This is a genomic window from Bradyrhizobium sp. NDS-1, assembly GCF_032918005.1.
Lineage (GTDB): Bacteria > Pseudomonadota > Alphaproteobacteria > Rhizobiales > Xanthobacteraceae > Bradyrhizobium > Bradyrhizobium tunisiense.
Genome location: NZ_CP136628.1, coordinates 3,549,570 through 3,574,901, shown reverse-complemented (window position 1 = coordinate 3,574,901; position 25,332 = coordinate 3,549,570). Strand labels below are relative to the sequence as shown.

22 protein-coding genes are annotated in these 25,332 nt (G+C 65.7%); 11 read left to right on the top strand and 11 right to left on the bottom strand.

All coding sequences use genetic code 11. The annotated features are described in order from the left end of the window. The 3 genes from RX330_RS16775 to RX330_RS16765 are packed head-to-tail and all read right to left on the bottom strand — an operon-like array spanning position 1 to position 2,673. Positions 1-1,437, bottom strand: coding sequence for a TIGR01777 family oxidoreductase (locus RX330_RS16775; protein ID WP_317243700.1), 1,437 nt, complete (start codon positions 1,435-1,437; stop codon positions 1-3). Beyond that, positions 1,434-2,099 carry a DUF4166 domain-containing protein gene (locus RX330_RS16770; protein WP_317243699.1) on the bottom strand — a complete coding sequence of 222 codons (666 nt, stop codon included), beginning with the start codon at positions 2,097-2,099 and terminating at the stop codon, positions 1,434-1,436. The genes RX330_RS16775 and RX330_RS16770 overlap by 4 nt, the downstream gene beginning before the upstream one ends. A gap of 16 nt (positions 2,100-2,115) precedes the next feature. Continuing rightward, the gene (locus RX330_RS16765) at positions 2,116-2,673 is read right to left on the bottom strand and encodes a GbsR/MarR family transcriptional regulator (RefSeq protein WP_317243698.1); all 558 of its coding nucleotides are present in this window, start codon (positions 2,671-2,673) and stop codon (positions 2,116-2,118) included. Between the two features lie 144 nt (positions 2,674-2,817). Here RX330_RS16765 and RX330_RS16760 point away from each other — a divergent pair, with 144 nt between their 5' ends. Continuing rightward, a complete protein-coding gene (locus tag RX330_RS16760; protein ID WP_317243697.1) occupies positions 2,818-4,338 on the top strand; it encodes a PAS domain-containing sensor histidine kinase in 1,521 nt (506 codons plus the stop codon). Positions 4,339-4,408: 70 nt separating this feature from the next. Here the strand turns inward: RX330_RS16760 and RX330_RS16755 are convergent, their stop codons facing one another. The 4 genes from RX330_RS16755 to RX330_RS16740 form a co-directional block, all read right to left on the bottom strand. Then, positions 4,409-4,708, bottom strand: coding sequence for an acylphosphatase (locus tag RX330_RS16755; RefSeq protein ID WP_317243696.1), 300 nt, complete (start codon positions 4,706-4,708; stop codon positions 4,409-4,411). Next, entirely contained in the window at positions 4,705-5,571 is an 867-nt protein-coding gene (locus RX330_RS16750; RefSeq protein WP_317243695.1) for an oxaloacetate decarboxylase, read from the bottom strand. Before RX330_RS16750 ends, RX330_RS16755 begins: the two co-directional genes overlap by 4 nt. 118 nt (positions 5,572-5,689) lie before the next feature. Beyond that, positions 5,690-7,705 (bottom strand): acetyl/propionyl/methylcrotonyl-CoA carboxylase subunit alpha, encoded by a 2,016-nt coding sequence (locus tag RX330_RS16745; protein ID WP_317243694.1) that lies wholly within the window; start codon positions 7,703-7,705, stop codon positions 5,690-5,692. Between the two features lie 165 nt (positions 7,706-7,870). Beyond that, positions 7,871-8,956: a putative zinc-binding metallopeptidase gene (locus RX330_RS16740; RefSeq protein WP_317243693.1), complete on the bottom strand. Its 1,086-nt coding sequence runs from the start codon at positions 8,954-8,956 to the stop codon at positions 7,871-7,873. Positions 8,957-9,178: 222 nt separating this feature from the next. Between RX330_RS16740 and RX330_RS16735 the strand changes: the two genes are divergently transcribed. The 4 genes from RX330_RS16735 to RX330_RS16720 all read left to right on the top strand — a co-directional run bounded on the left by RX330_RS16735 (position 9,179) and on the right by RX330_RS16720 (position 14,746). After that, positions 9,179-11,656, top strand: a complete 2,478-nt coding sequence (locus RX330_RS16735; protein WP_317243692.1) for a PAS domain-containing sensor histidine kinase — start codon at positions 9,179-9,181, stop codon at positions 11,654-11,656. Positions 11,657-11,861: 205 nt separating this feature from the next. After that, positions 11,862-13,136, top strand: a complete 1,275-nt coding sequence (locus tag RX330_RS16730) for an MFS transporter (RefSeq protein ID WP_317243691.1) — start codon at positions 11,862-11,864, stop codon at positions 13,134-13,136. Positions 13,137-13,161: 25 nt separating this feature from the next. Further along, positions 13,162-14,412, top strand: a complete 1,251-nt coding sequence (locus RX330_RS16725) for an arsenic transporter (RefSeq protein ID WP_317243690.1) — start codon at positions 13,162-13,164, stop codon at positions 14,410-14,412. A gap of 97 nt (positions 14,413-14,509) precedes the next feature. Further along, a complete protein-coding gene (locus RX330_RS16720) occupies positions 14,510-14,746 on the top strand; it encodes a hypothetical protein (RefSeq protein WP_317243689.1) in 237 nt (78 codons plus the stop codon). Between the two features lie 53 nt (positions 14,747-14,799). On the opposite strand, the gene RX330_RS16715 is transcribed toward RX330_RS16720, so the two are convergent. Further along, positions 14,800-16,164, bottom strand: coding sequence for an MFS transporter (locus RX330_RS16715; RefSeq protein ID WP_317243688.1), 1,365 nt, complete (start codon positions 16,162-16,164; stop codon positions 14,800-14,802). 23 nt (positions 16,165-16,187) lie between these two features. Beyond that, entirely contained in the window at positions 16,188-16,952 is a 765-nt protein-coding gene (locus RX330_RS16710) for a GntR family transcriptional regulator (RefSeq protein ID WP_212092849.1), read from the bottom strand. Between the two features lie 172 nt (positions 16,953-17,124). Between RX330_RS16710 and RX330_RS16705 the strand changes: the two genes are divergently transcribed. The 3 genes from RX330_RS16705 to RX330_RS16695 are packed head-to-tail and all read left to right on the top strand — an operon-like array spanning position 17,125 to position 20,158. Further along, positions 17,125-18,324: a mandelate racemase/muconate lactonizing enzyme family protein gene (locus tag RX330_RS16705; protein WP_317243687.1), complete on the top strand. Its 1,200-nt coding sequence runs from the start codon at positions 17,125-17,127 to the stop codon at positions 18,322-18,324. A gap of 11 nt (positions 18,325-18,335) precedes the next feature. After that, positions 18,336-19,103, top strand: a complete 768-nt coding sequence (locus RX330_RS16700) for an SDR family oxidoreductase (RefSeq protein ID WP_212092847.1) — start codon at positions 18,336-18,338, stop codon at positions 19,101-19,103. 23 nt (positions 19,104-19,126) lie between these two features. After that, the gene (locus RX330_RS16695; protein ID WP_317243686.1) at positions 19,127-20,158 is read left to right on the top strand and encodes an L-idonate 5-dehydrogenase; all 1,032 of its coding nucleotides are present in this window, start codon (positions 19,127-19,129) and stop codon (positions 20,156-20,158) included. Between the two features lie 73 nt (positions 20,159-20,231). Here RX330_RS16695 and RX330_RS16690 read toward each other — a convergent pair whose 3' ends face one another. After that, positions 20,232-21,128 carry a DUF3280 domain-containing protein gene (locus tag RX330_RS16690; RefSeq protein ID WP_317243685.1) on the bottom strand — a complete coding sequence of 299 codons (897 nt, stop codon included), beginning with the start codon at positions 21,126-21,128 and terminating at the stop codon, positions 20,232-20,234. Between the two features lie 192 nt (positions 21,129-21,320). Here RX330_RS16690 and RX330_RS16685 point away from each other — a divergent pair, with 192 nt between their 5' ends. Both RX330_RS16685 and RX330_RS16680 read left to right on the top strand, forming a co-directional pair. Continuing rightward, positions 21,321-22,703, top strand: a complete 1,383-nt coding sequence (locus tag RX330_RS16685; protein WP_317243684.1) for a HAMP domain-containing sensor histidine kinase — start codon at positions 21,321-21,323, stop codon at positions 22,701-22,703. Continuing rightward, positions 22,700-23,362, top strand: a complete 663-nt coding sequence (locus RX330_RS16680) for a response regulator transcription factor (RefSeq protein WP_212092843.1) — start codon at positions 22,700-22,702, stop codon at positions 23,360-23,362. The genes RX330_RS16685 and RX330_RS16680 overlap by 4 nt, the downstream gene beginning before the upstream one ends. A gap of 19 nt (positions 23,363-23,381) precedes the next feature. Here the strand turns inward: RX330_RS16680 and RX330_RS16675 are convergent, their stop codons facing one another. Continuing rightward, positions 23,382-24,365: a VOC family protein gene (locus RX330_RS16675; protein ID WP_317243683.1), complete on the bottom strand. Its 984-nt coding sequence runs from the start codon at positions 24,363-24,365 to the stop codon at positions 23,382-23,384. A gap of 143 nt (positions 24,366-24,508) precedes the next feature. On the opposite strand from RX330_RS16675, the gene RX330_RS16670 reads away from it, so the two are divergent. Then, a complete protein-coding gene (locus tag RX330_RS16670) occupies positions 24,509-25,300 on the top strand; it encodes a DNA-binding transcriptional regulator (RefSeq protein WP_317243682.1) in 792 nt (263 codons plus the stop codon). Positions 25,301-25,332 lie beyond the last annotated feature (32 nt).

Here is a 25,332-nt window from a genome sequence, read left to right as displayed (position 1 = left end):
TTACAAAATCGCCTCGAATGCACTGCGCAGCGTCTCGTGCCGGAAGACAAAGCCGCGGCTCAGCGCCTTGTTCGGCAGCACGCGCTGGCCGCCGAGCAGGAGCTCGTCGGCGAAGCCGCCGCCGATCCGGCGCAAGAGGCCGCCGGGAATGCGGAACACCGCAGGCCGGTGCAGCCGGCGGCCGAGCTCTTCGGTAAACTTGGCGTTGGTCACCGGGATCGGTGCGGTGGCGTTGACGGGGCCGGCGAGATCGGGCGTGGCCATCACATAGGCGATCAGGCGAATGAGATCGTCGCGCTCGATCCAGGACATCCACTGCCGTCCGGTGCCGAGCGGGCCGCCAAGGCCGAACTCGAAGGGCGTCAGCATGCGCGTGATGAAGCCGCCTTCCGTGCCGAGCACGAGGCCGATACGCAAACAGACCACGCGCACACCGAACTCCTCCGCCGGCCGCGCCGCTGCCTCCCAGGCCGCGCACAGCTCGTGGCTGAAGCAGGCGTGCGACTTCGCCGATTCCGTCAGCACCTGGTCGGCCCACAGGCCGTACCAGCCGATCGCAGAGCCGCTGACCAGCACCTCGGGCTTGCGCTCGAGCCGCGCGATCAGCTTGACGATTTCGCCGGTCATGTCGACGCGGGAGTCGATGATCCTGGCGCGCTTGGCCTCGGTCCACAGGCCGTTGCCGATCGGCTCGCCCGCAAGATTGACGATGGCGTCGATCTTCGTGTCCGCAGAAAGCTGATCGAGGCTCGTGATCAGCGTGACCGGCGGCGGCAGCATCTCGGCCCTGGCGGGGTTGCGGACCAACGCGATGACGTCGTGCCCGGCCCCGCCGAGGCCTGCCGCCAGCCGGCTGCCGATGAATCCGGTGGCGCCCGTGATCAGCACGGTCTTGCGGCCGGGAATCTTTTCGACGAGGGCCGCTGCCGGAACACTCTTCATGCGACCCAATCGGCGCATCGCCGCAAAATCCCTGACGCCGCACAACGCCGCGCCGACCGCGCAGGCGGTCGCGGCGATACTCAGCAGTCCTTGATAAACGACCATCACGCCGAACGGCTGCATCGCCCAGTCGATCAGCACCGGCAGCAACAGCACGAGAATGGCGCCATAGTTGATGGCGAGCAGCGTGTGATTGATCCGCTCGCTCGGCGGCAGTTTTCGGCTCAAATCCTCCTCGACGAAATCCATCAGCGTGATGACGATCTCGGCAATGAGCACCGCGACGATCAAGAGCGCCAGAACGCCATAGACTTCGAGCCAGCCGAGCACGAGGAACAGCAGCGCATAGAGCATGTTGCGGATGCCGTGCAGCTTCAGCTCGAAGCGCTGCGACACCCGCCAGGCCAGGCGCTCGGTGAATTCGTGGTGATAGAAGGTGTCGAACACACCCATCACGATCTGGATGGCGATGAGGGTCCACAACAGCGGTGTCATGACACGGCCTCCCGGAAGGTGGCGGACTGGTGGATCAGTGCGCCGTAACGCGGATGAATGACGTCGAGGGTGAAGCGGAACGCGCCCTCGCCGAGGTCGCGGTGCGTCACGGTGAGATCGCCCGGCGTGAGCCATTGCGGCAGCGGGATCCACAGGCGTCCGAGCTGGAGCCCATACCCGGCGCTGCGAAAGGTCAGCGCCTGGTCCTCGACCGCGATGCGGAGCGCCATCGAAACGCCGAATCCGACATATTCTTCGAGTCCGGTCGGACCGGCAAAACGCTTGGCGGAATGGATCACTTGCGGAAATCCACGCTTGCGCGCGCAGATGCGCGTCCACGTCTGACCGCCAGTTGCGGCATCCTCGGTAACGGTCACGATCATGGGCACGCCGGTGTCACGCCCGGTTGGCAGCGGCCCGCCGATCATGCGTGCCGCCTGTGCGAGCCACCAGCCGATGTCGCTGAAGGAAATCTCGTCGACGATTCCGACATAGACGACACTGTCGCCGTCGGCGACGCGTTTGGAGAAGCGCCGCCAGGTCGCGAGCGGCAGTCGGCCCCAATCCTGGTCCGACAGCAATGCGCGGAAGCGGCGATCGTCGAGCAGCTTGATGTGAGCGGAGGTCGATGCGTTGCAGCCTGATAATCTTGCCGACGTCATCGTACCCTCCTCGAGACTATTTGGTCTTGCCCGGCGGCAGCAGGCTCACGATCTTCTCGCCAAGCCGCATCAAGGCGACCAGCCGCGGCTGAGGCACCTTCAGCATCTGCATGAACCAGTGGTCGGCGAGCTCGGTGAAGGCGAGCATCTCCTTCAGCCGCTTGCTGGCGACCGGATTGATGGTGGGATCGTCGGTGGCGTCGGACACGCATGCCCTGAGCGCCGCGATCGCCGGATCGAGCTCCCGCTCCTTGCGCCGCGCCGCAATTCTGGCGGCGACCTCCCAGATGTCGGTCTCGGCCTCGTAGTGGTCGCGGCGGTCGCCCAGGATCGGCACGCGCCGGATCAGGTTCCAGGCGAGCAGCTCCTTCAGCGAGTTGGAGACATTGGAGCGCGCCATGCCGAGCGTGTCGGCGATGTCCTCGGCGGTCATCGGTGCTTCGGAGAGGTAGAGCAGCCCGTGGATCTGGCTGACCGAGCGATTGACGCCCCACTCGTCCCCCATGTCGCCCCAATGCAGGATGAAGCGCTCAACGGCGGCGGGGAGTTTCTTCTTTCCGGTTATTTCTGTCATGACAGAAATATCTGATAATAGCGATCCGCTGTCAAGAGCAACGCCATCGGCATACGAGGCGGGGAAATCTGCTTAAAAATGTCCCAGGCTCAGGGAACCATCCGGCGCCCGCGGCGTTTGCTCCAGTCGAGGCGGGGTCCCGGAATGGTCGAAAAAGTCAGTCAACAGAGAGACTTGTTCGAGAGCGAACGCAGTTTCCGGCTGTTGGTTGAGGGAGTCGCGGACTACGCCCTCTACATGCTCGATCCCAAGGGGATCATCACCAGCTGGAACATCGGCGGCGAACGCATCAAGGGCTATTCACCCGAAGAGATCCTCGGCCAGCATTTCTCCCGCTTCTACACCGAAACCGACCGCGCCAACGGCAAGCCGGCCCGTGCGCTCGGCATCGCCAGGGACAAGGGCCGCTACGAGGAGGAAGGCTGGCGCGTCCGCAAGGACGGCACGTTCTTCTGGGCGAGCGTCGTGATCGATCCGATCTACGAGGACGGCGCACTGGTCGGATTCGCCAAGATCACGCGGGACATCACCGAACGCCGCAATACCCAGATCAAGCTCGAGGCGATGCAGAAGCAGCTCGCCGAGTCCCAGAAGTTCGACGCGCTCGGACAACTCACCGGTGGGGTCGCCCACGACTTCAACAACCTTCTGATGATCATCAGCGGCAGCCTCCATATGCTGAAGCGAGGAGCCGACGACGGGGCCAAGGTGCAGCGCGCGATCTCGGCCATCGAAACCGCCACCAAGCGCGGGGCGGCGCTGACCAACCAACTCCTCACCTTCGCGCGGCGGCAGAGCGTCAATCCGCAGGCGATCGATTTCGCCGACCGCATCGCGGCAATTCGCGACGTGCTCGATGCCGGTGTCGGCAGCTCCGTACGCCTGGTCTTCGACATCGACCGCGACGTCTGGCCCATCAAGGCCGACGCGTCCGAACTCGAGACAGCGCTGCTCAACCTCGTCATCAATGCCCGCGACGCGATGCCCGACGGCGGCACCGTGACGATCGGCGCACGCAAGGTCGTGCTGGACGAGGCGCCTCTCGCGGGCGATTTCGTCGCGATCGACGTCACCGATACCGGGCTCGGCATTCCCTCCGACGTTCTCGACAAGATCTTCGAGCCGTTCTTCACGACCAAGCCGATCGGAAAGGGCACGGGCCTCGGCCTGTCTCAGGTGCACGGCTTCGCGCACCAGGCCGGCGGCACGGTGAGCGTCGCAAGCGAGCTCGGCAAGGGCACGACCTTCACCATCCTCCTGCCCCGCGGAGAAGACACGCCATCGTCCGACACGACGGCGGAGCCCGCGTTTCAGGGCAGCGGTACCGTGTTGCTGGTGGAGGACAATCCGGACGTCGCCGTCGTCAGCATCGGCCTGCTGGAGCAGCTCGGCTACCAGGTGCGCCGGGTCGCCGATGCCGAAGCCGCCTTGCGCGAGATCGAGAACAACGGCGTCGACTTCGTGTTCTCGGACATCGTCATGCCCGGCAAGATGGACGGCCTCACCCTCGCCCATCATCTCCGCCAGATCCGCCCCGGCCTGCCGATCCTGCTCGCCACCGGCTACAGCGAGGTCGCCGCCGGCGTGCGCGGGGATTTCCCGATCCTGCGCAAGCCGTACGAGATTCACGAGCTCAGCGAAGCGATCGCCAAGCTGCCGCGGTGAAGTCTCTCAACCTGTCCCCGTAAGAACGAGGCGAGGGAGCGGACCTTCGGCGCGGCGAGAACCATGGCTCTCACAGCGTCGGCAGCACCGAGAACTTCTCCCCTGCCCGGCGCAAATTCAGCTCATCCACGCTCGCGGTCTCGCTGGTGACGCTGTCGACGCGCGAGGATGGCGGGCCGTGGCGGCACAGCGCGACCATGTCGGCGACGTGCTGCGGCGTGCCGGCGAACAGCGCTTCCACGCTGCCGTCGCGGCGGTTGCGGACCCAGCCTTCGAGGCCGCTCGTTGTCGCCTGATACTCGACCCAGGCACGATAGCCGACGCCCTGCACGCGCCCGCGGATCATGACCTGGAGAATCGCCCGGCTCATTTTTTCAATCCGAGAACCTCGGCGCTGCGCGCCTTGATGTCGGTCTCGCGCATGACGCGGGCCGTCAGCTCCGACGATGCGATCCCTCTGAGGCTTTTCGGCGGCGCGCCTTCGCGGAGCGCCTTCAGAGTCTCATACACGGCCTGCGTCGCGGCTGCGATCGGCGCGTGCCCCTGGAGCGCGATGCGTACGCGCTGACCGGCGAGATAATCGAGCGCGTTCAGCTCTTCCGGCGCCCCGCCGAGCACGATCGGCAGGTGCGTCGCAGCGGCAACCGCCTCGAGTTCGGCGCGCGACTTGATTCCGGTGAAGAACAGCGCATCCACACCGGCGGCTTCGTATGCCCTGGCGCGGCGGATCGCATCTTCGATCGAACTGATCGCAGCAGCACCCGTGCGGCCCATGATGACCAGCGAGCCATCACTACGACCGTCGAGCGCGGCCTTCATCTTGCCGACGCCTTCCTCGAGCGAGATCAGCTGCGTCTTCGCCTCGCCAAAAGCGGCCGGCAGCAGCGTGTCCTCGATGGTGAGGCCGGCGGCGCCCGCCGCCTCCAGTTCCTGCACGGTACGGCGCACATTGAGCGCATTGCCATAGCCGTGATCGGCATCGACCAGCACCGGCAGCGCCGAGGCCCGCGACATCCGCCGCATCTGCTCGGCGAGCTCGGTGAGCGTGATCAGGGTGATGTCGGGGTCGCCGAGCACCGCGAGCGAGGCCACCGAACCGCCGAACATGCCGAGCGGAAAGCCGAGGTCCTCGGCGATGCGGATCGAGATGGCGTCGTAAACCGAGCCGGGATGGACGCAGGTCGCGCCCGACAGGACGGAGCGCAGTTTTTCGCGGCGGGAACGAAAGGCCATGGCGCTGTCTCGATTAGGTCACGGAGGCCGCAGCATACTCCGTCATTGCGAGCGAAGCGAAGCAATCCAGGAATGCATCCGCGGAGACAGACTGGATTGCTTCGTCGCGAAGGGGCTCCTACGCAAACTCCAGGATCAGCGCGTCCACCGCAAGCGTCGCGCCGGCGCTGGCGTGGACTTTCTTCACGGTGCCGTCCTGCTCGGCGCGAAGCACGTTCTGCATCTTCATGGCTTCGACCACCGCGAGCGTCTCGCCGGCCTTGACCTCCTGTCCCTCGGTCACAGCGATCGAGACCACGAGGCCGGGCATCGGACAGAGCAGCTTCTTGCCGCTGTCGGAGGCCGTCGTCACCGGCATCAGGCGCGCGGACGCGGCTTCCGCTTCGGTCCAGACATAGACCGGCACTTCGACGCCCTGATGCGCCAGACGAATGCCGTTGGGAATCGGCCGCGCCTGCACCGCGACGAAATGGCCGTCGATGGTGCCCTGCCAGACCGCATCACCCGGCTTCCACGGCGACTGCAACAGATGCACATTGCCGACCTTGCCGGCGGCATCGACGAAACGCACCGCGATCGCCTCACCCTCGCGGCCGACCTCGAGCTGTATCTCTTGGCGGTCGAGCCAGACCGCGCGGCGCCGCTCGCGCTGCACGATGCGGCCGCCCATCTGGCCCGAGATCTGGCGCTTGCGTTCCCCTAACACGTGATCGATGGCGGCGCCGACCGCGGCGATCCGCCGCGCGACCTCGCCTTCCGGCACGCGCACCGCAAAGCCCTTGGGAAACTCCTCGGCGATGAAGCCGGTCGAGAGCCGGCCCTCACGCCAGCGCGGATGGTGCATCAGCGCCGACAGGAACGGAATGTTGTGGCGGATGCCATCGACATAGAAAGAATCCAGCGCGGTGGCCTGCGCCTCGATGGCGGCGGCGCGCGACGGCGCATGGGTGACGAGCTTGGCGATCATCGGATCGTAATGGATCGAGATTTCGCCGCCCTCCTGCACGCCGGTGTCGTTGCGGATGGTGATGCCGTCCTGGCTGGCTTCCGCCGGCGGACGATATTTCACGAGCCGCCCGATCGAGGGCAGGAAGTTGCGGAACGGATCTTCGGCATAGAGGCGCGACTCCACCGCCCAGCCTGTCAGCGTGACGTCCTTCTGCGCCAGCGCGAGCTTCTCGCCGGCGGCAACGCGGATCATCTGCTCGACGAGGTCGACGCCGGTGACGAGCTCGGTGACGGGATGCTCGACCTGGAGGCGCGTGTTCATCTCCAAGAAATAGAAGCTCTTGTCCTGCCCGGCGACGAACTCGACGGTGCCGGCCGAGTCGTAATTCACGGCTTTCGCCAGTGCGACCGCCTGCTCGCCCATCTTGCGGCGGGTGGCCTCGTCGAGCAGCGGCGACGGCGCCTCCTCGATGACCTTCTGGTTGCGGCGCTGGATCGAGCATTCGCGCTCACCGAGATAAATGACGTTGCCGTGCTTGTCGCCCAGCACCTGGATCTCGATGTGGCGGGGATCAACGATGAACTTCTCGACGAAGACGCGGTCGTCGCCGAACGAGGCCTTGGCCTCGGCCTTGGCGAGATTGAAGCCCTCGGCGACCTCGGCCGTCGAATGCGCGATGCGCATGCCCTTGCCGCCGCCGCCGGCGGAGGCCTTGATCATCACGGGGTAGCCGATCTCGTCGGCGATCCTGACCGCGTGCTTGTCGTCCTCGATGACTCCGAGATAGCCGGGCACGGTCGAGACCTTGGCCTTGGCGGCCGCCTTCTTCGACTCGATCTTGTCGCCCATCGCCGCAATCGCGCCCGGGTTCGGGCCGATGAAGACGATGCCGGCGGCTTCCAGGGCGCGCGGAAACGCCTCACGCTCTGACAGGAAGCCATAGCCGGGATGCACGGCCTCGGCGCCCGTCTTGCGACAGGCTTCCACGATCTTCTCGATCACCAGATAGCTCTCGGCCGCCGCAGGCGGGCCGATCAGCACGGCCTCGTCGGCCATCTCGACATGGAGGGCGTCGCGATCGGCCTCGGAATAGACCGCAACCGTCTGTATTCCCATCTTGCGAGCGGTCTTGATGACCCGGCAGGCGATTTCGCCGCGATTGGCGATCAGGATGCGTTTGAACATGCTTTTCTTGAGTCTCGACCTTGGGCGGGACCCTTCCCCGGCCGTTGGGGCCTATTGGGACGGGCCGTGTGGCTCCCGTGGTACATCAAAATCGGCCGGAGGCAACGGTCTAAATCCGGCCCGCTTCTGGCGTACCAGCGCAAGACCGAATGGGCTCGCAAGCCCTTAGAGCCCCCCTGCGGCGCCCTTGGGCTCCTTGGCCACGTCCCGGACCAGGCCGTGAACGAAGCCGAGCTTGCCGACCACCGCGGGCGACAGGATGAAGGGATAGAGGTCGCGCAGGCCCATGGCACGGTTGACGCTGTTCATGGCGAACGTGAAGGGTAGCCATGCGCTCAGCAGCGCGTCGACGTCCCTTGCCTCGTAGGGGTTGAAACGGATGCGCGCCGTCAACTCCCCGTCGCGGTCCACCCTGGGGCGCACCTCCATGCCGAACTCGCCCGCCATCTCCAGAGCATCCACGATGTGGATATAGTGCGCCCAGGTCTCGGCGAAGTCTTCCCAGGGATGGGTCGTGGCATAGGCCGAGACGTAACTCTGCTGCCAGTCCGGCGGCGGGCCTTCGGCATAGTGGCGCTGCAGGGCCTGGCCGTAATCGGCGGAATCGTCACCGAATACCGCGCGGCATTCATCGAGCTTGCCGCCGCCCCGCACCAGGACGTCCCAGAAATAGTGCCCGACCTCGTGGCGGAAATGCCCGAGCAGCGTACGGTACGGCTCACCCATCTCGAGCCTGCGCCGCTCCCGCTCGATGGTATTGGCCTCGGTGAGCGCGATCGTGATCAGGCCGTTGTCGTGGCCGGTCAAGATCTTCTCTCCGCTGTTGGGATCGTCAGCGAGGAAATTGAAGATCAGTCCATGCTCGGGGTCGTCTTGCCGGGTCTGGAGCGGCAGCTTCCAGCGGATCAGGGAATAGAACAGACGGTGTTTCGCCACCTCCAGCTCGCGCCAGCCGGCGAGTTGGGCGGGGTCGGACAAATCCGGTACGATGCCGTTGTGGCGGCAGGCGCGGCAATAGCCGTTGCCCTCGCCTGGATCCGTCAGCCAGTTGCAGGAATCGTACGCGGCATTGCGGCACAGCATCCGGCTTTCGCCCTTGTCTGCCAGCGTCCTCCAGGCCTCTCCGTCGGGCTCGATCGCCGACATCGTCTCCCTCTCCGGCAGGAACGCGACCTGATGGCCGCAGCGTTCGCAGACACGGTTCTCGAAATAGAGGACGTTGCCGCAGGCCTGGCAGACAAAGAGCTTCAAGATTTAGCCTCTTCGGAAAGGTGATTTGAACGACGAGAGGTGTGGCGCCTCGCGAAGACGCATCCGCAGCTGCATCGTTCCAATTTCAGGAACAAAATGCCAAAACCGGCGTTGCCTACCACACTTTCCCGCATGCCGGGCTCGCCGCCAGCCTTTCCAGACAGTCTATTTCCTCTAAACAATGGTCATCACGCTCCGTCTGTGTGAATATCCATTCGGCACGTGCGCAACCGCATGACAACGGCCGATGCCTTGAACGATCCCTTGCCCGAAACCATCGCCGCCGAAAGGCTGCGCCAGCATCTCGAAGACGTCGCGCGCGAGCGCGACAACGCCTATCGTGCGCTTCAGGAGCGCGAGGCCGAGCTCGCACGCATCCAGCGCATTGGCAAGGTCGGCGGCGTCGAGGTCGACTTCCGCGAAGGGTTCAAGAACCGCCGCTCGCCCGAATATCTCATGATTCATGGCCTGCCGCCCGAGGCCGCCGACGAATCGCACGAGGATTGGGTCAATCGGCTCCATCCCGAGGATCGCGAAGCAACCGTCAAGCATTTCTTGGAGGCGCTCGCCGGCACGAGCGAAGACTACACCGCCGCATACCGCATCATCCGCCCCAATGACGGCGAGACCCGCTGGATCCGGGTCGTCGCCAAGATCGAGCGCGACAAGGATGGCCGCGCCATCCGCCTCGTGGGCGCCCATATCGACATCACCGACCAGATGCTCGCGCGCGAGACCCTGCGCGAGAGCGAGGAACGCTTTCGGTTGATCGCCGACAGCGCGCCGGTACCGATCTGGGTGACCAAGCTCGATCGCAAGCGGTCCTTCGCCAACCAGGCCTATGTCGATTTCGTCGGCCTGCCCTATGATCAGGCCATCGATTTCGACTGGCGCAAGGTGCTGCATCCGGACGACCTGCCGCACGTGCTCCAGCAATCCGTCCAGGGCGAAGCGTCACTCAAGCCCTTCGTGCTCGAAGCGCGGTACAAGAACGCCAGCGGCGAATGGCGCTGGTTGCGCTCGGAATCGCAGCCACGCTGGGACCCGACCGGCAAGCATATCGGCTTCATCGGTGTTGCCCACGACATCACCGTCGCCAAGCAGGCCGAGATCGAGCTCCGGCAGCTCAACGAGACGCTGGAAGAGCGCATCGCACAACGCACCGCCGAGCTCGAATCCAACGAGGCGCGGCTGCGCGCGATCCTGGAAACCAGCAACCAGTATCAGGGTCTGGTCAATCTCAGGGGCGAGCTTCTCTACGCCAACAAGACCGCACTCGACGGCATCGATGCGAGCTCTTCAGATGTGATCGGCAAGCCGTTGTGGGAGACGCCCTGGTTCAGCGCGACGGAGGGCATGAGCGCGCAAGTGCAGGACGCCTTCCACACCGTGCTCAAGGGCGAAGCGGTGCGGCTCGAGATGCGGCTACGCCTTCCCGTCGGCGAGCGCGATTTCGACTTCGGCATGCGCCCCGTGCTCGACCGTCACGGCAACATCACAGGCGCCGTGCCCGAGGCCGTCGACATCACCGAGCGCCGCCGCGGCGAGGAGGCGTTGCGGCAATCGCAGAAGATGGAGGCGATCGGCCAGCTCACCGGCGGCGTCGCACACGATTTCAACAATCTCCTCACCATCATCCGCTCGGCCACCGATTTCCTGCGCCGGCGGGAGCTGCCGGAAGAGCGCCGCCGCCGCTATGTCGATGCCATCTCCGAGACGGTCGAGCGCGCCTCCAAGCTGACCGCGCAGCTTCTGGCGTTCGCGCGCCGGCAGCCGCTGAAACCCCAGATCTTCAACGTCGGCAGCCAGGTCGAGGGCGTCGCGCAACTGGTGCGGCCGCTGGTCGGCGGCCGCATCGAGATCGTCGTCGAGATCGACGATGCCGACTGCTTCACCGTCGCCGACATCGCCCAGTTCGAGACCGCGCTGATCAACCTCGCCATCAACGCCCGCGACGCCATGGACGGCGAAGGCCGCCTCACCATCGCCGTGCGCAAGGTTCAGGGCATTCCGAGCCTGCGCGCACAATCGGCGCGGGGCGGCGACTATGTCGCAATCTCCGTCGCCGACACCGGCAGCGGCATCGCGCCGGACCATCTCGACTCCATCTTCGAGCCGTTCTTCACCACCAAGGAGGTCGGCAAGGGTACCGGTCTCGGCCTCAGCCAGGCCTTCGGATTCGCGAAGCAGTCCGAGGGCGACATCGCGGTGACGAGCACACAAGGCCACGGCGCGACCTTCACCATGTATTTGCCCCAGGCGCAGAGTCCCGCCGCCGAGAAGGAAACCGCGGCGCTCACCCACGAGGCTGCGATCACGGGGCGCGGCTACCGCGTGCTCGTGGTTGAGGACAATGACGATGTCGGCCAGTTCTCGACCGAGCTTCTGGAAGATCTCGGCTACGTCGTCCGGCGCGTCGCCAACGCCAACGCTGCTCTGACGATCCTGGGCGAGAACGAATTCTCCGTCGACCTCGTCTTCTCCGACGTCATCATGCCCGGCATGAACGGCGTCGAGCTCGCCGGCGTCATTCGCGAGCGCTATCCGGGCCTGCCCGTGGTGCTCACAAGCGGCTACAGCAACGTGCTCGCCGAGAACGCCCATCGCGGGTTTGAGCTGATTCAGAAGCCATATTCGGTGGAATCGCTCTCGCGGATTCTGCGTAAGGCGATCACGGAGAAGCTCTCGGTGGCGCGGTGAATGTGAGCTCCACCGTCGTCCTGGACAAGCGCGCCTCGAGCGCGCGCCGATCCGGGATCCATATCCACAGGAAGCGTGACCGAGCCAACTGCTAGCCACCAATCTTCGCCAAACGGTTATGGGTCCCGGATCTGCGCTTCCGCTTGTCCGGGACGACTGCGGATTGATTGGCACGCTGGTTTGCACAACGACGATCGAGAGACCGATGGCCAGCGAGAATCCCGATCAGGCAAGACAGGCCGGCCGCGCGCTGGATGCAGCCAATTTCTTCCTCGCCGACGTCCGCGATGGGCTCGGGCCCTATCTCGCGGTCTATCTTCTGACCGAGCAGCACTGGGACGAGGCGCGGATCGGCCTCGTGATGTCGATCGCAACCGTTGCCGGCATCGTGGCGCAGACGCCGGCCGGCGCCCTGGTCGATGCGACCCGGGCGAAGCGGCTGGTGATGGTGATTGCTGCGATCATGGTGACGCTGGCCTCGCTGTCGCTGCCGTTGTTTCCGAGCTTCCTCCCCGTCGCGATCTCGCAAGGGATTGCGCAGGCCGCTGCCGTGATGTTTCCGCCCGCGATCGCAGCCGTTTCGCTCGGCATCTTCGGCCATGCCGCCTTCACCCGGCGGATCGGCCGCAACGAGACCTTCAACCACGCCGGCAATGCGGTCGCGGCCGCGCTGGCGGGGGTCTCCGCCTATTGGGTGGGCCCGACTGTCGTCTTCTTCCTCCTTGGCGCGATGGCGATCGCGAGCCTCCTCAGTATCCTCGCGATCCCTGCCCGCGCCATCGATCATGATTTGGCCCGTGGGATGAATGATGCAGACGCCGATGCGCGGCGGGACGCGCCGTCGGGCATCACCGTGCTTCTGACCTGCCGCCCCCTGCTCGTCTTTGCAATCTGCGTACTGCTCTTCCATCTCGCCAACGCGGCCATGTTGCCGCTGGTCGGGCAAAAGCTGGCGCTCCAGGACAAGAACATGGGCACCAGCCTGATGTCGGCCTGCATCGTCGCCGCGCAATTGGTGATGGTGCCGTTCGCGATGTTGGTCGGCGCGAAGGCCGACCGCTGGGGCCACAAGCGCTTCTTTCTCGCCGCGCTGCTGATCCTGCCTGTTCGCGCCGCCCTCTACACGCTCTCGGACAATCCGTTCTGGCTGGTCGGCGTGCAGTTGCTAGACGGCGTCGGCGCGGGCATCTTCGGCGCAATCTTCCCGGTGATCGTCGCCGACCTCATGCGCAACACTGGACGCTTCAACGTCGCGCAAGGCGCGGTCATCACGGCCCAGAGCATCGGTGCCGCAATGTCGACGACGCTGGGAGGCGTCGTGGTGGTCGCTGCAGGCTACAGCGCGGCGTTCATCAGCCTCGGGGCCGTCGCTGCGATCGGTGCCGTCATTTGCATTCTCGCGCTGCCCGAGACACGACATGGCGCCCCTCGCCCACAGGGGAAGACAGCGGCGTCGGCATCGGCTATCGCTGCCGAATGAACCCAACCCGTTTCGAGAACTGACCGTGCCGTCTGACGCCATCTGGGCCTGGAGTATCATCGTCGTCGCGACCGCGTGCGTCATCATCCGCCCCTTTCGCCTGCCGGAGGCGGTCTGGGCCGTGATCGGTGCGGGCGCCCTGGTGCTATCAGGCCTGCTGCCATGGCGGGACGCGCTCACCGGCATCGAAAAAGGCCTCGACGTCTACCTCTTCCTGATCGGCATGATGCTGATTGCAGAGCTGGCGCGGCTCGAGGGCCTGTTCGACTATCTCGCCGCGCTCGCGGTGGAATATGCTGACGGCTCGCCGCAGCGGCTGTTCCTGCTGATCTATCTCGTCGGCACGCTCGTGACCGTGCTGCTCTCCAACGACGCCACCGCGATCGTTCTGACGCCGGCCGTCTATGCCGCGACGCGCGCGGCCGGCGCAAAGCCGCTGCCTTATTTGTTCGTCTGCGCCTTCATCGCCAATGCCGCGAGCTTCGTGCTGCCGATCTCCAATCCCGCCAATCTCGTCGTGTTCGGCGCGCGCATGCCCGAGCTCACCGAATGGCTGCGCCTGTTCGCCCTGCCCTCGGCCGCCTCCATCCTGCTGACCTACATCGTGCTGCGCCTGACCCAGCACCGCGCGCTGAAGGAGGAGACGATTGCGCGCAGCGTGCCGCATCCCAAGCTCGGCCGCGGCGGCAAGCTGACGGCCATCGGCATCGTCGCGATCGGAATCGTGCTGGTCACGGCGTCGGCGCTGGACAAGCAGCTGGGCCTGCCGACCTTCATCTGCGGCGGCGTGACGGCCGCGATCGTGCTGCTGCTCAGCCGGCAATCGCCATGGCCCGTGCTGCGCGGCGTGTCCTGGAGCGTGCTGCCGCTGGTCGGCGGGCTCTTTGTCATGGTGGAAGCACTGATCAGGACCGGCGTGATCGCGCAGCTCAGCGCATTGCTGCATCAGGCGGTGGCTCAATCGGTCCCGCAGGCAGCCTGGAGTGTGGGCATCGCCACCGCCATCGCCACGAACATCGCCAACAACCTTCCCGTCGGCCTCGTCGCCGGCTCGGTTGCCGCCAGCGATCATTTGCCTGGCCCGGTCGTCAGCGCCATCCTGATCGGCGTCGATCTCGGCCCCAACCTGTCAGTGACAGGATCGCTCGCCACCATCCTCTGGCTGGTCGCGCTCCGCCGGGAAAAGATCGAGGTCGGCGCCTGGCCGTTCCTCAAGCTCGGCCTGCTGGTGACGCCGCCCGCCCTCATCGCGGCGCTGGCGGCTGCGATCCGATAAACGCACGCCGTTTGCGGCGTATCAATGCCGCCGCTACCGCCGGAGCTAACCTTCAACTTGTCGCGCGGCCTCACAGGGCGCGGCAAGGAGGTCCATCATGCAGATCCGGTCAAAGGCATTGCCGCAGAGCTTTTCCCTGCGTCGCGCGTTTCAGAGCTTCACTGCGCCGAGCCGGGGCGAGGTGGAAAGGTCCCACCCGCTGCTCCTGGTCACGGCCGTGGTCCTGCTGACCCTGTTCGCGATCGTCGAGATCGACCTGCACAGCGCCCAGCTCCAGGCGATCGGCCTGCTCGGCCATGGCGTCGGGATTGATCCCGTCTTCCTGAGCCCGTAAGCCCCGTCGGGGGACCCGATCGCGGCATGCCGCCGCGACCGGGCCCTACGTCGTCAGTCGTTCTCGTAGCCGTAGACTTCCGGCAGGATGAAGATTGCAGCGAGCAATCCGATCAGGGGGAAGATCGCGACCATCAGCGTTGCATTCGCCTGCCCGATCGCGGCGAACACCGTCGGGAACAGAAAGATCGCCAGGAAGGACGGCAGCTTCACGAACATGTAGGCGAAGCCGCTGGCGGTGCCGCGATATTGCGGCTTGGCGACCATGGTCGGGATGGTCATGCAGTTCGACGCGTCCCAATAATGGCCCCACAACATGGCGGCGGCCGCGAAGGGCAGCAGGATCGTGTTGTCGGTGTAGAGCGCAAAGGCCGCGACCAGCAGCGCGGCCAGCACGATTCCGAACCCCGCGATCGAGATACCGCGGTGGCCGATCTTCGGCGTCAGCAGCGGACCGACCCAGCCCGACAGGGCAGCAAAGGAGAACAGCGCCATCGTCACCAGATTGATGCCGAGCACGCTCGACACGCCGACCATCACGAACAGCACCGGCAGATAGAACGCAAAGGTTGAGAATTCGCTGGCTTGCGCAAAGCAGGCGATCCAGCCGTACACCGTGGCGCGCCAGCGGATCGGATCCTTCCTGAGGTCGGCGAGGAAGGCGCGGGTCGAGACCTTCGGCACCTCGACGTCCCGGTCCGGCAGCATGTCGAGATTGTCGTTGAACATCTCGCGCGCGACCTGCTTGGCCTCGCGGTAGCGTCCCTTCTGCACCAGCCAGACGGCCGTCTCAGGCACGTCGTGGCGCATGAGAAGGATGATCAGCGCCGGCAGCGCTCCGAGACCGAGCGTCACGCGCCACAGCATCTCGTGCTGCATGTCGATCAGCAGGAAGATCACGATGACGCCGATGGTGAGGACTTCGCCGACGGCGAACATGAACTGCCAGCGGTTGCCCATGACCTCGCGCTCGCCCTTGGCCATGGATTCCATGATGTAGGTGTAGCCGGTCGAAATGTCCGAGCCGAGCGGAATGCCGAGCAGGAAGCGGATCACGACCAGCCAGAACACATCCGGCACGAAGGCCTGCGCCAGCGCCAGCACGATGAACATCACCATCGTCACCAGGAACATGACGCGGCGGCCGATCTTGTCGGACAGCCAGCCGCCGAGCAGCGCGCCGATGAGCGCGCCTCCTTGCGTGCCGGCCGCGGCCAGACCGAGCATCAGCGGATCGGGATTGTACTGCTCCTTGATGAAGATCAGCACGAAGGCGATCGAATACAGATCCCAGGCTTCGACCAGGATCGAGGCCATCATCAGCCAGCCGACCTTGTTGCCCTTGGGGCTGTAGTTCGTGATGAGGTAGCGGACCGCGGCTTCGCTCGCGGTCGGTTGTGGCATCGCCATCGTTGACATGTCTGGTCTTCTCCTTGGAACTCTTACGCCCCGAGCAGCGGCTCGATGCTGCAATCGAGCAGGCGCGGGTCGATCCCCACCTCCATGCCCGTGAACATCTCGCCCATGTAGTCGATCAGGGCATCGCTCGCCTGCACGGCTTCCTCGACGCGGCGGTTGGCCACCGCGTTGAGAATCGCGACATGACGATCGATCGTGCCCGACAGGTCGGCCTGCCCCGGCATGAAACGGTGGTGGATGTAGCCGATGCGCCGGTACAGCGTGTGCAGCGGTCGCAGCGTGTGCACCAGGAACGGCTCCCCGGCCGCCTCCAGCACCAGCGCGTCGATGCGGCGATCGATGCTGTTGAATTCGTCGAGCGTCAGGTTGGCGCGACGCTCGCGCAGGAGGCGCTCGATGTGAAGCGCCTGATTGCGATGCGAGAGGCTGGCGCGATCGGCCGCGAGGCGGATCACGAAACGCTCCATGTCGCGGCGCAAGGCCAGCAGCATGCGTTCGCGTGCCAGATCGATCGGCGCGATGTGCAGACCGTGGCGCGGACGGATGATGATGAGCGTGTCGGCGGAGAGACGATTGACGGCGTGGTGCACCGGCGTGCGGCCGAAGCCGGTCATCTCCTGCAGTTCCAGCATGGTCATGAACTGACCGGGCTTGAGCTCGCAATGGACCAGGAGCTCCTCGATCTTCTGATAGGCCAGCTCGAAGAAGTTGAGGCGGTTGCGCCGGGAGGGCCTGCCCTCGCCGTCGTCGTTTCTCACCACCTCGAGCGTACGCTTGCGCCGTGCCATGTCGTCCTCCCGTCAGCCCGTCGCCTCGCGGGGCGGCGCGATTTGTGATATCCTTAAAACATGTTGTGATATATTACAAGCAACGGTAAGACGGTCTCGGCTCTCGCCGGCAATGCGGCGCAGAAATGACAAACAAGGCGGGCGCTATAGACCCGACGGGAGGATTGTTGCCGTGAAGATCATGTCGATCGAGACCCTGCGCACAGAGGAGTTCTCCAACGTCATCTGGGTGCGCGTCCATACCGACACGGGCGTGATCGGGCTTGGCGAGACCTTCTATGGCGCGGGCGCGGTCGAAGCGCAGATCCACGACACCTTTGCCGGCCGGCTGCTCGGCCGCAATCCCCTGCACATCGAAGCGATCCACCGCGACATGCTGAACCTGCCGATGGCGCAGTCGTCCACCGGCGTCGAATATCGCGCGGCCTCTGCGATCGACATCGCGCTATGGGACCTGTTCGGCAAGGTCTGCGGCCAGCCGGTGCACCAGATGCTCGGCGGCCTCTGCCGCGACAAGCAGCGCATCTACAACACTTGCGCCGGCACGCAATATGTCCGCTCCACCAATATCAGCCCGGTCGCGAACTGGAATCTGGGTGCTAACAAGGGGCCTTACGAGGATCTCGACGGCTTCATGAACCGCGCCGATGCGCTTGCCGAAAACCTGCTAGAGAGCGGCATCTCCGCGATGAAGATCTGGCCGTTCGATCCGGCCGCGCAGGAGAACAAGGGCCTCTACATCACGGCGGCCCAGATGAAGCAGGCGATCGAGCCGTTCGAGAAGATCCGCAAAGCCGTCGGCGACAAGATGGAGATCATGGTCGAGCTCCATTCGCTGTGGAATCTGCCGACGGCCAAGCAGATCGCGCGCGCCCTCGAGCCCTACAAGCCGACCTGGTACGAGGATCCGATCCGGATGAACTCGCCGCAGGCGCTGGCCGAATACGCCCGCTCGACCGATGTCTGGGTCTGCGCCAGCGAGACGCTGGGCTCGCGCTTTCCTTACAAGGACATGCTCGACCGCGACGCCATGCATGTGGTGATGGCCGACCTGTGCTGGACCGGTGGCCTCACCGAGGGACGCAAGATCGCGGCGATGGCCGAGACCTATCACCGTCCCTTCGCGCCGCACGATTGCATCGGACCGATCGGCTTCATCGCCGCCATCCACATGTCGTTCAGCCAGCCGAACACGCTGATCCAGGAATCGGTGCGCGCCTTCTACAATGGCTGGTACAACGAGCTCGTCACCACGATGCCCGTGATCAAGGACGGCTACGTCTTCCCGATGGAGGGCCCCGGCCTCGGCGTCGACCTTCTGCCCGCCGTATTCGACCGCTCCGATCTGAGCGTGCGCCGCTCCAACGTTTAAGGATTCTCGAGATGAGCACGTCCCTCTTCGACCTCTCCGGCCGCACCGCGCTCGTGACCGGCTCCTCCCGCGGGCTCGGCCGCGCCATTGCCGAGGGCATGGCGAAGGCCGGGGCCAGGATCATCGTCAACGGCGTCGACCCCAAGCGAGTCGAGCAGGCGGTCGCCGAGTTTCGTGCCGCCGGGCATCAGGCCGAAGGCGCCGCCTTCAACGTCACCGACGAGCCCGCGATCGTCGCCGCCTTCAACGATTTCGACAGACAAGGGATTGCCGTCGACATCGTCGTCAACAATGCCGGCATCCAGCACCGCAAGCCGCTGGTGGAGTTCACCACCGACGAATGGCGCAAGGTGATCGAGACCAACCTCACCAGCGCCTTCGTGATCGGCCGCGAGGCAGCCAAGCGCATGATCCCGCGCAAGCACGGCAAGATCATCAACATCGGCTCGCTCGGCAGCGAACTCGCCCGCCCGACCATCGCGCCTTACACCGCGGCCAAGGGCGGCATCAAGAACCTGACCCGCTCGATGGCGGTGGAATGGGCCCAGCACGGCATCCAGGCCAACGCGATAGGCCCCGGCTACATGCTGACCGACATGAACGAGGCGCTGGTCAACAACACCGATTTCAACACCTGGCTGATGGGCCGTATCCCGTCGAAGCGCTGGGGCAAGCCGGACGAGCTGGTGGGCGCCGCGATTTTCCTCGCCTCGGACGCCTCCACCTACGTCAACGGCCAGATCATCTATGTCGATGGCGGCATGATCGCCGCGATGTAACCCGCGAAACAGGGAACGAGACCATGCGCGCCGTCGTCATTCACGCCCCGAAAGACCTGCGGATCGACAACTATCCGGATGCCACGCCTGGCCCGGGCGAAGTCCGGGTCAAGATCTCGAACGGCGGCATCTGCGGCTCCGACCTGCACTACTACCATCACGGCGGGTTCGGCGTCGTGCGCATCCAGCAGCCGATGGCGCTAGGCCATGAGATCGCCGGCGTGGTGGCCGCCGTCGGTGACGGCGTCACCGGCGTGGCGGCAGGCACACGCGTTGCGGTCAATCCGAGCAAGCCGTGCGGCCGGTGCCTGCATTGTCAGGAAGGCATGCGCAACCAGTGCCTCGACATGCGCTTTCTCGGCAGCGCGATGCGCTTCCCCCACGTGCAAGGCGGTTTCCGTGAATTCATCACGGTGGATGCCAGTCAGGCCGTGCCGATCGCGGACAAGCTCTCGCTGGCGGAAGCCGCGGTCGCCGAACCGCTGGCGGTGTGCCTACATGCCGGCAAGCAGGCCGGTCCCCTGCTCGGCAAGCGCGTGCTGATCACCGGCTGCGGCCCGATCGGCGCGCTGATGATCCTGGTCTCACGTTTCGGTGGCGCCGCCGAGATCGTGGTGACGGATGTCGCCGAGGCGCCGCTCGCGGTCGCCAAGAAGCTCGGTGCCAGTCGCGCCATCAACGTCGCAGCGAATCCCACGGCGCTCGATCCCTGGCGTGCCGGCAAGGGCGTGTTCGACACGCTGTTCGAAGCTTCCGGCAATCAGGCTGCACTCCGCACCGCACTCGACGTCTTGCGGCCGGGCGCGACGCTGGTGCAGCTCGGCCTCGGCGGTGAGATGACGCTTCCGATCAACTCCATCGTCGCCAAGGAACTGCAGCTCCACGGCACCTTCCGCTTCGATCCCGAGTTCGAGCTCGCGGTGCGGCTGATGGGCGAAGGCCTGATCGACGTCAAGCCGCTGATCACGGCGACCATGCCGTTCGAGAATGCGGTCGCCGCCTTCGAGCTCGCCAGCGACCGCTCGCAATCGATGAAGGTGCAGCTTACCTTCTGAGCATGATCCGGAAGTGTACAGCGGTTTTCCGAAAGGATCATGCTCGAACAAGAGATCTAAAGAGCGATGAATCTCATCGCTCTTTGGCTTTTTCGGCGGCTTGCTGGCTCTCGATCAGCCGATCACTGACCAGCCGCACGGCGCCCCGCTTCCACGAATAGTCGGCGCCCAGGCGCAGACCGCTGTCGCCACGCGCCAGCACCGCGCCGGTGCCGGCGTCGCGCACCAGGAACCCGAGCGTGTATTCGGTACGGCTGACCCGCCGCACCACGCCGATCAACGATTGATCGGCCCCCAGCTTTTGCGCAATCGCCGCCTCGCAACCGCCGCAGTCGTGCAAAGCGCCCGCCTTCGCCGCCTCGCTGCTCGCGCTGCCGACGTCGACAATACGGTAGCGGCCGGACTGGCCGAGGACGTCGCGCACGCCGGTCGTCGCCTCGGCCAGGTACGAGGCGTCTGAAGCGGCCAAGGTGCCTCCCGAAGCGGCGGTCATGTCCTCGAGCTCGAAATCGAACACGGCAAGCGCGACCGGCGCTTGTGCGCCGAGCGCACCCATGATCTCGCGGGACAGGAACATCTCGGCGCGCTCCCATGCTTCGTCACTGTCGCCGCGGAAGGAGTACAGCTTGTCCATCACGAGCTTCTTGGCGCCGACGTCGATCACGGCGACCTTTGCCCATTGCACCAGCGTGCTCGTCTTCTGGATCCCGCCGATGATCTTGAATGCCGCGCCGTCCTGGGTGGACGGCACCAGCCGATAGCGCCCGCCATCGCCGATGTCCCGTCTGAGCGCGGCCATGAACGCTGCCAGCCGCCGATCGTGAGCGGCGGTCTGGTTGGTCGGCTCGCCCGACGTATCGGTATAGCTGAAATCATCCATGGCAACGCCAATGGCGGCCCCGGCGTGGACGGGCGCGTGAGCCAGGACAAAGACGAGAAAAGCAGAGAGAAACAGGCCGGAGCGGTGCATGAATGGGCCTCATGGGGTGAGCGGCGCTGCAAATCTGAACGGGTCGCTCGAGGCCATGCAGCCGTCGCTGTCCCGACGAATGCCGGGAAAATTTCACGAGTTTGCATTGCGGTAAGGCAGGAATGCTTCCCGCCGCCCGCGTTCTGCCGTTTAATGCCGGGCAACGAGCCCGCTTCGCACCAGGTGCCCTCGATGTGGAAACGCCCGAGATTCGATCTCAAGGTCCGTCTGACGCTGCGCGTGGCCGCCATCACGGCCGCCTGCTTCGCCGCGATCTCCGCCTATTTCCTGATCGCCGCCGACCGCGCGGTGCACGCGCGCATCGACGGCATCGCCGCGATCGTGGCGAAGTCGCTGGAGCTGCAACAGGGCAAGATGCAGTGGGTGGCGGGACCGCGCGACTTTCCCAACCTCGACCCCGTCGCCGCCTATGTGATGACGCCCGGCCTCTGCCTGGCATTCCGCGGCGCGAGCGGCGAGATGCTGCAGCGGTTCTGCAGCGGTGCGCCTGCTCCGGCCAGCCCGCCGCCACAGGCCTTCGCGGCCTTCTATCGCAGCCTGTTCGATCCCGGCCGCGAAGCGGCACGGCCCGTGATCGTGCGCGGAGCCAAGCTCGGCGAGACCGTGGTGTCGGTCGATCCGGCCGTGCAAACGGCGGAGGCGTGGCACGAGGCCGGCCGCCTGATGATTGCGTTTGCGATCGCGCTGCCGCTGCTGTGCTTGCTGGTCTACGCCGCGCTGGCGCGCGCGCTGCGCCCGACCCGCCTGATCTGTACCGGCCTCGAGCGGATCGCGGCCAACGACCTCACGGCGCGGCTGCCGCCGTTCGATCTCGCCGAACTCTCCGCGATCCGCGACGGCTTCAACCATCTCGCCGAAAGCCTCGACAACGCGCTTGCCGAACGCAGCGAGCTGACGCGGAAGCTGATCGCGCTGCAGGACGACGAGCGCCGCCATCTCGCCCGCGAGCTACACGACGAGTTTGGTCAGTCGCTGGCCGCCATCCGCGCGCTGGCCTCGTCCGCCCGCCAGACCGCCGCGCAGGATTGCCCCGCTTTGCTCGGCGAATGCGACGGGATCGCGCGGACTGCGACCGGCATGATGGAGACGCTGCGTGGCGCGCTGTTCCGGCTCCGCCCGCCCGACGTCGAGGAACTTGGCCTCGTCGCGAGTCTGGAAGGTCTCGTCGCGGGTTGGAACGGACGCAGCCGCGGCGAGACGCGCTTCACGATCGATTTCGACGGCGCGTTCGAGACCCTGCCCGCCGCGATCAGCGCCAACCTCTACCGCATCGTGCAGGAGGCGCTTACCAACGCCGCCAAGCATGCCGGCGCCACCAAGGTCGGCCTGCATCTGACGATGGCCGCAGACGAGATCGCGCTGGCCATCGACGACGACGGCCGGCCAAGTGATGCGGCAGTCAAATCCGGCATGGGCCTGCTCGGCATGCGCGAGCGTGTTGCCGCCCTGCGCGGCCGGATGAACTTCGAAGTTGGCCCCAACGGCGGCTCGGCGCTGCGCGTCGCCATTCCGCTCGCCGCCGCCGACCGGCAGGCGCTGGAGCATGCGGCATGAGCGCGGCCGATGCATCCATCCTGCTGGTCGACGACCATTCCGTTGTCCGCGAAGGCTATCGCTCCGTGCTCCAGAAGCAGCCGGGCCTGCGCGTCATCGCGGAAGCGGCCGACGGCGCGGAAGCCTACCGTCTGTACAAATCCGAGGCGCCCGATCTCGTCATCATGGACCTCAGCATGCCCGGCATCGGCGGCATCGAGGCCGTCAGGCGGATCAGGCAGTGGGACAAGGGCGCAAGGATCCTCATCTTCACCATGCACCAGAACGCGGGCTTCGCCGTGCAGGCGATCCGCGCCGGCGCCAGGGGTTACGTCACCAAGACCAGCCCGCCCGAAACGCTGGTGCGCGCGGTGATGGACGTGCTCGCCGGCAAGATCGCGATCAGTCCCGACATCGACCACGAGCTGGCGCTGAGCCGGCTCGGCGGCGAAAGCTCGGCCGCCGACGTCCTTACCGCACGCGAGTTCGAGGTGCTGCGCCTGTTGCTCGCGGAGAAGACGACCGACGAAATCGCCGAGACGCTGCATGTCAGCCCGAAGACGGTGGCGAACCTGCATTCCCTGATCAAGGACAAGCTCGGCGTCGGCTCCGACATCGAGCTGGTCCGCCTCGCGCTGCGCCAGGGACTGCTGACCGAGCTCGATCTCGGCGAGGCGTGAGCGTTCTCCCGCCAGCGTATCACTCGCGCGCAACCACCTGGTCCAGCCACGCGCAGTTGAGCGGCGGCACGCGCGGATCGGCTACGCGGACGCCGCGCGCGGCCGCATCCAGCCGCATGTCGCGCAGGCGCTTGCGCTGCTCTTCCGGCATGTGCAATCGCTCGTGACCCCACAGCGACGGGCCGTCGAACGTCTCGTGCGGTTGCCAGGTCTCGGGATCAATCACGCGCGCGCCCCAGCCATATTCGATGAAGAAGCCGGAGGGCGTGTTCACGTAGAACGAGGTCATGTGGTCGTTGGTGTGCCGGCCCAGCGTGTAGGCGATACGGCCCTCGTCCAGCTGCGCGAGGTCGTAGCCTTGACCGACATCGTCGAGGCTACCGAGCTCGACCATGAAATGATGCAGCGCCTTCCGCCCCGAGCCGACCATCGCGAAGCTGTGGTGGCGGCCGTTGACGTGAAAAAAGTACAGCCCGTAGGGCTTCAGTCCGAAATCCGAGACGTGGAAGCCGAGCACGTCGCGGTAGAACGGCAAGAGCGGCTCGACATCCTCCACATTGAGCACGACATGCCCCATGCCCAGCGCACCGGTGCGGAAGCCCGAGATAGGCCGGCCCGGCTTGAAGGGCTCGGCCGCAATCTCAGGCTCGCAGAACGCCTCGAGCCGATTGCCCGCTGGATCGGCGAACGAAATCAGCCCGGTCACATGCCGCTCGTCGGCGAGCGCACGTGATCCAGGCGTCACCTTCACGCCGTGGCCTTCCAGCCGCGCGGCCAGGCGGTCGAGCTCTGCGCTTGACGGAACCTCCCAGCCCATCACCGCAAGACCGGCGTCGCTGCTGCCGTCCACGATCAGCCGCTGCTTGCGATCGTCCATCCGGAACGCGCGCATCTTGCCCCCGCGATCGACCTGCTGCATGCCGAGCAGTCCCGTCGCCATCCGGCCCCATTGGTCGAGCTGCGATGAATTGATCCCGATATAGCCGAGCGCGGTGATTTCCATTGAAGTCCTCCCGAAGGCATCGCGTATGCCGCAATACGGCGAACTTGATACCGACTGCGCACGATCCTACGGTGCGTTCCGCAATCGCTTCGCGTTCGCAACGATAATCGCTGGACCGTGCGCCACAAGGGAGGAAATGCGAAGTGTCCAAGGAGCGGACGGGGACGGGAGCGCCGCGTCAATCGGAAGGCGTCCGCGCCTTCAAGCGCGGGCTTGATGTGCTGCGAGAGGTCAACCGCTCCGGCGGCATCCGCGCCGGCGACGTCGCCCGCGCGCTCGACCTGCCACGTCCCACCGTCTACCGCCTGCTCGAAACCCTGGAAGAACTCGGCTACATCGCCCGCAGCGCAAGCGACGACCGTTTTCGCGTCACCCGGCGCGCGCTGAGCCTCGGCGACGGCTACGATCCCGGCGTCGTGATCTGCCAGGCGACGGCGCCCTATCTCGCCGAGCTCAGCAAGACCCTGGTCTGGCCGGTCGATCTCTCGACCTACGAGAACGCGGCGATGATCGTCCAAGAGACCACCCACGCGCGGAGCCCGCTCTCGATCGACCGCAGCATGATCGGCAAGCGCCTGCCGATGCTGCGCACCTCCGCCGGCCGCGCCTATCTCGCCGCCTGCCCCGCCCATGAGCGCGAACTGATCCTCAATCACCTGCGCCGCATCGACGAGGCCGACGACCGCCCCTTTCTCGACGAAGCCCGCCTCGACCGCATGATCGCCGAGACGCAAGCCCGGGGCTACGCGGTTCGCAGCGAGGGCGAATACAATCCGAAAACGGCTTCGATCGCCGTGCCCATCGTGCGCAACGATGCCGTGTTCGGCTGCATCTCCATCATCTGGATTCGCTCGGCCCTGGGGATCGACGAGGCGATTGCGCAGTTTGCAGTGCAGCTTCAGGAGACGGCCGCAGCCATTCCCGTCGAGGTCTAGGCCGATCCGTCCGCTGGGCGGACACTTGGCGC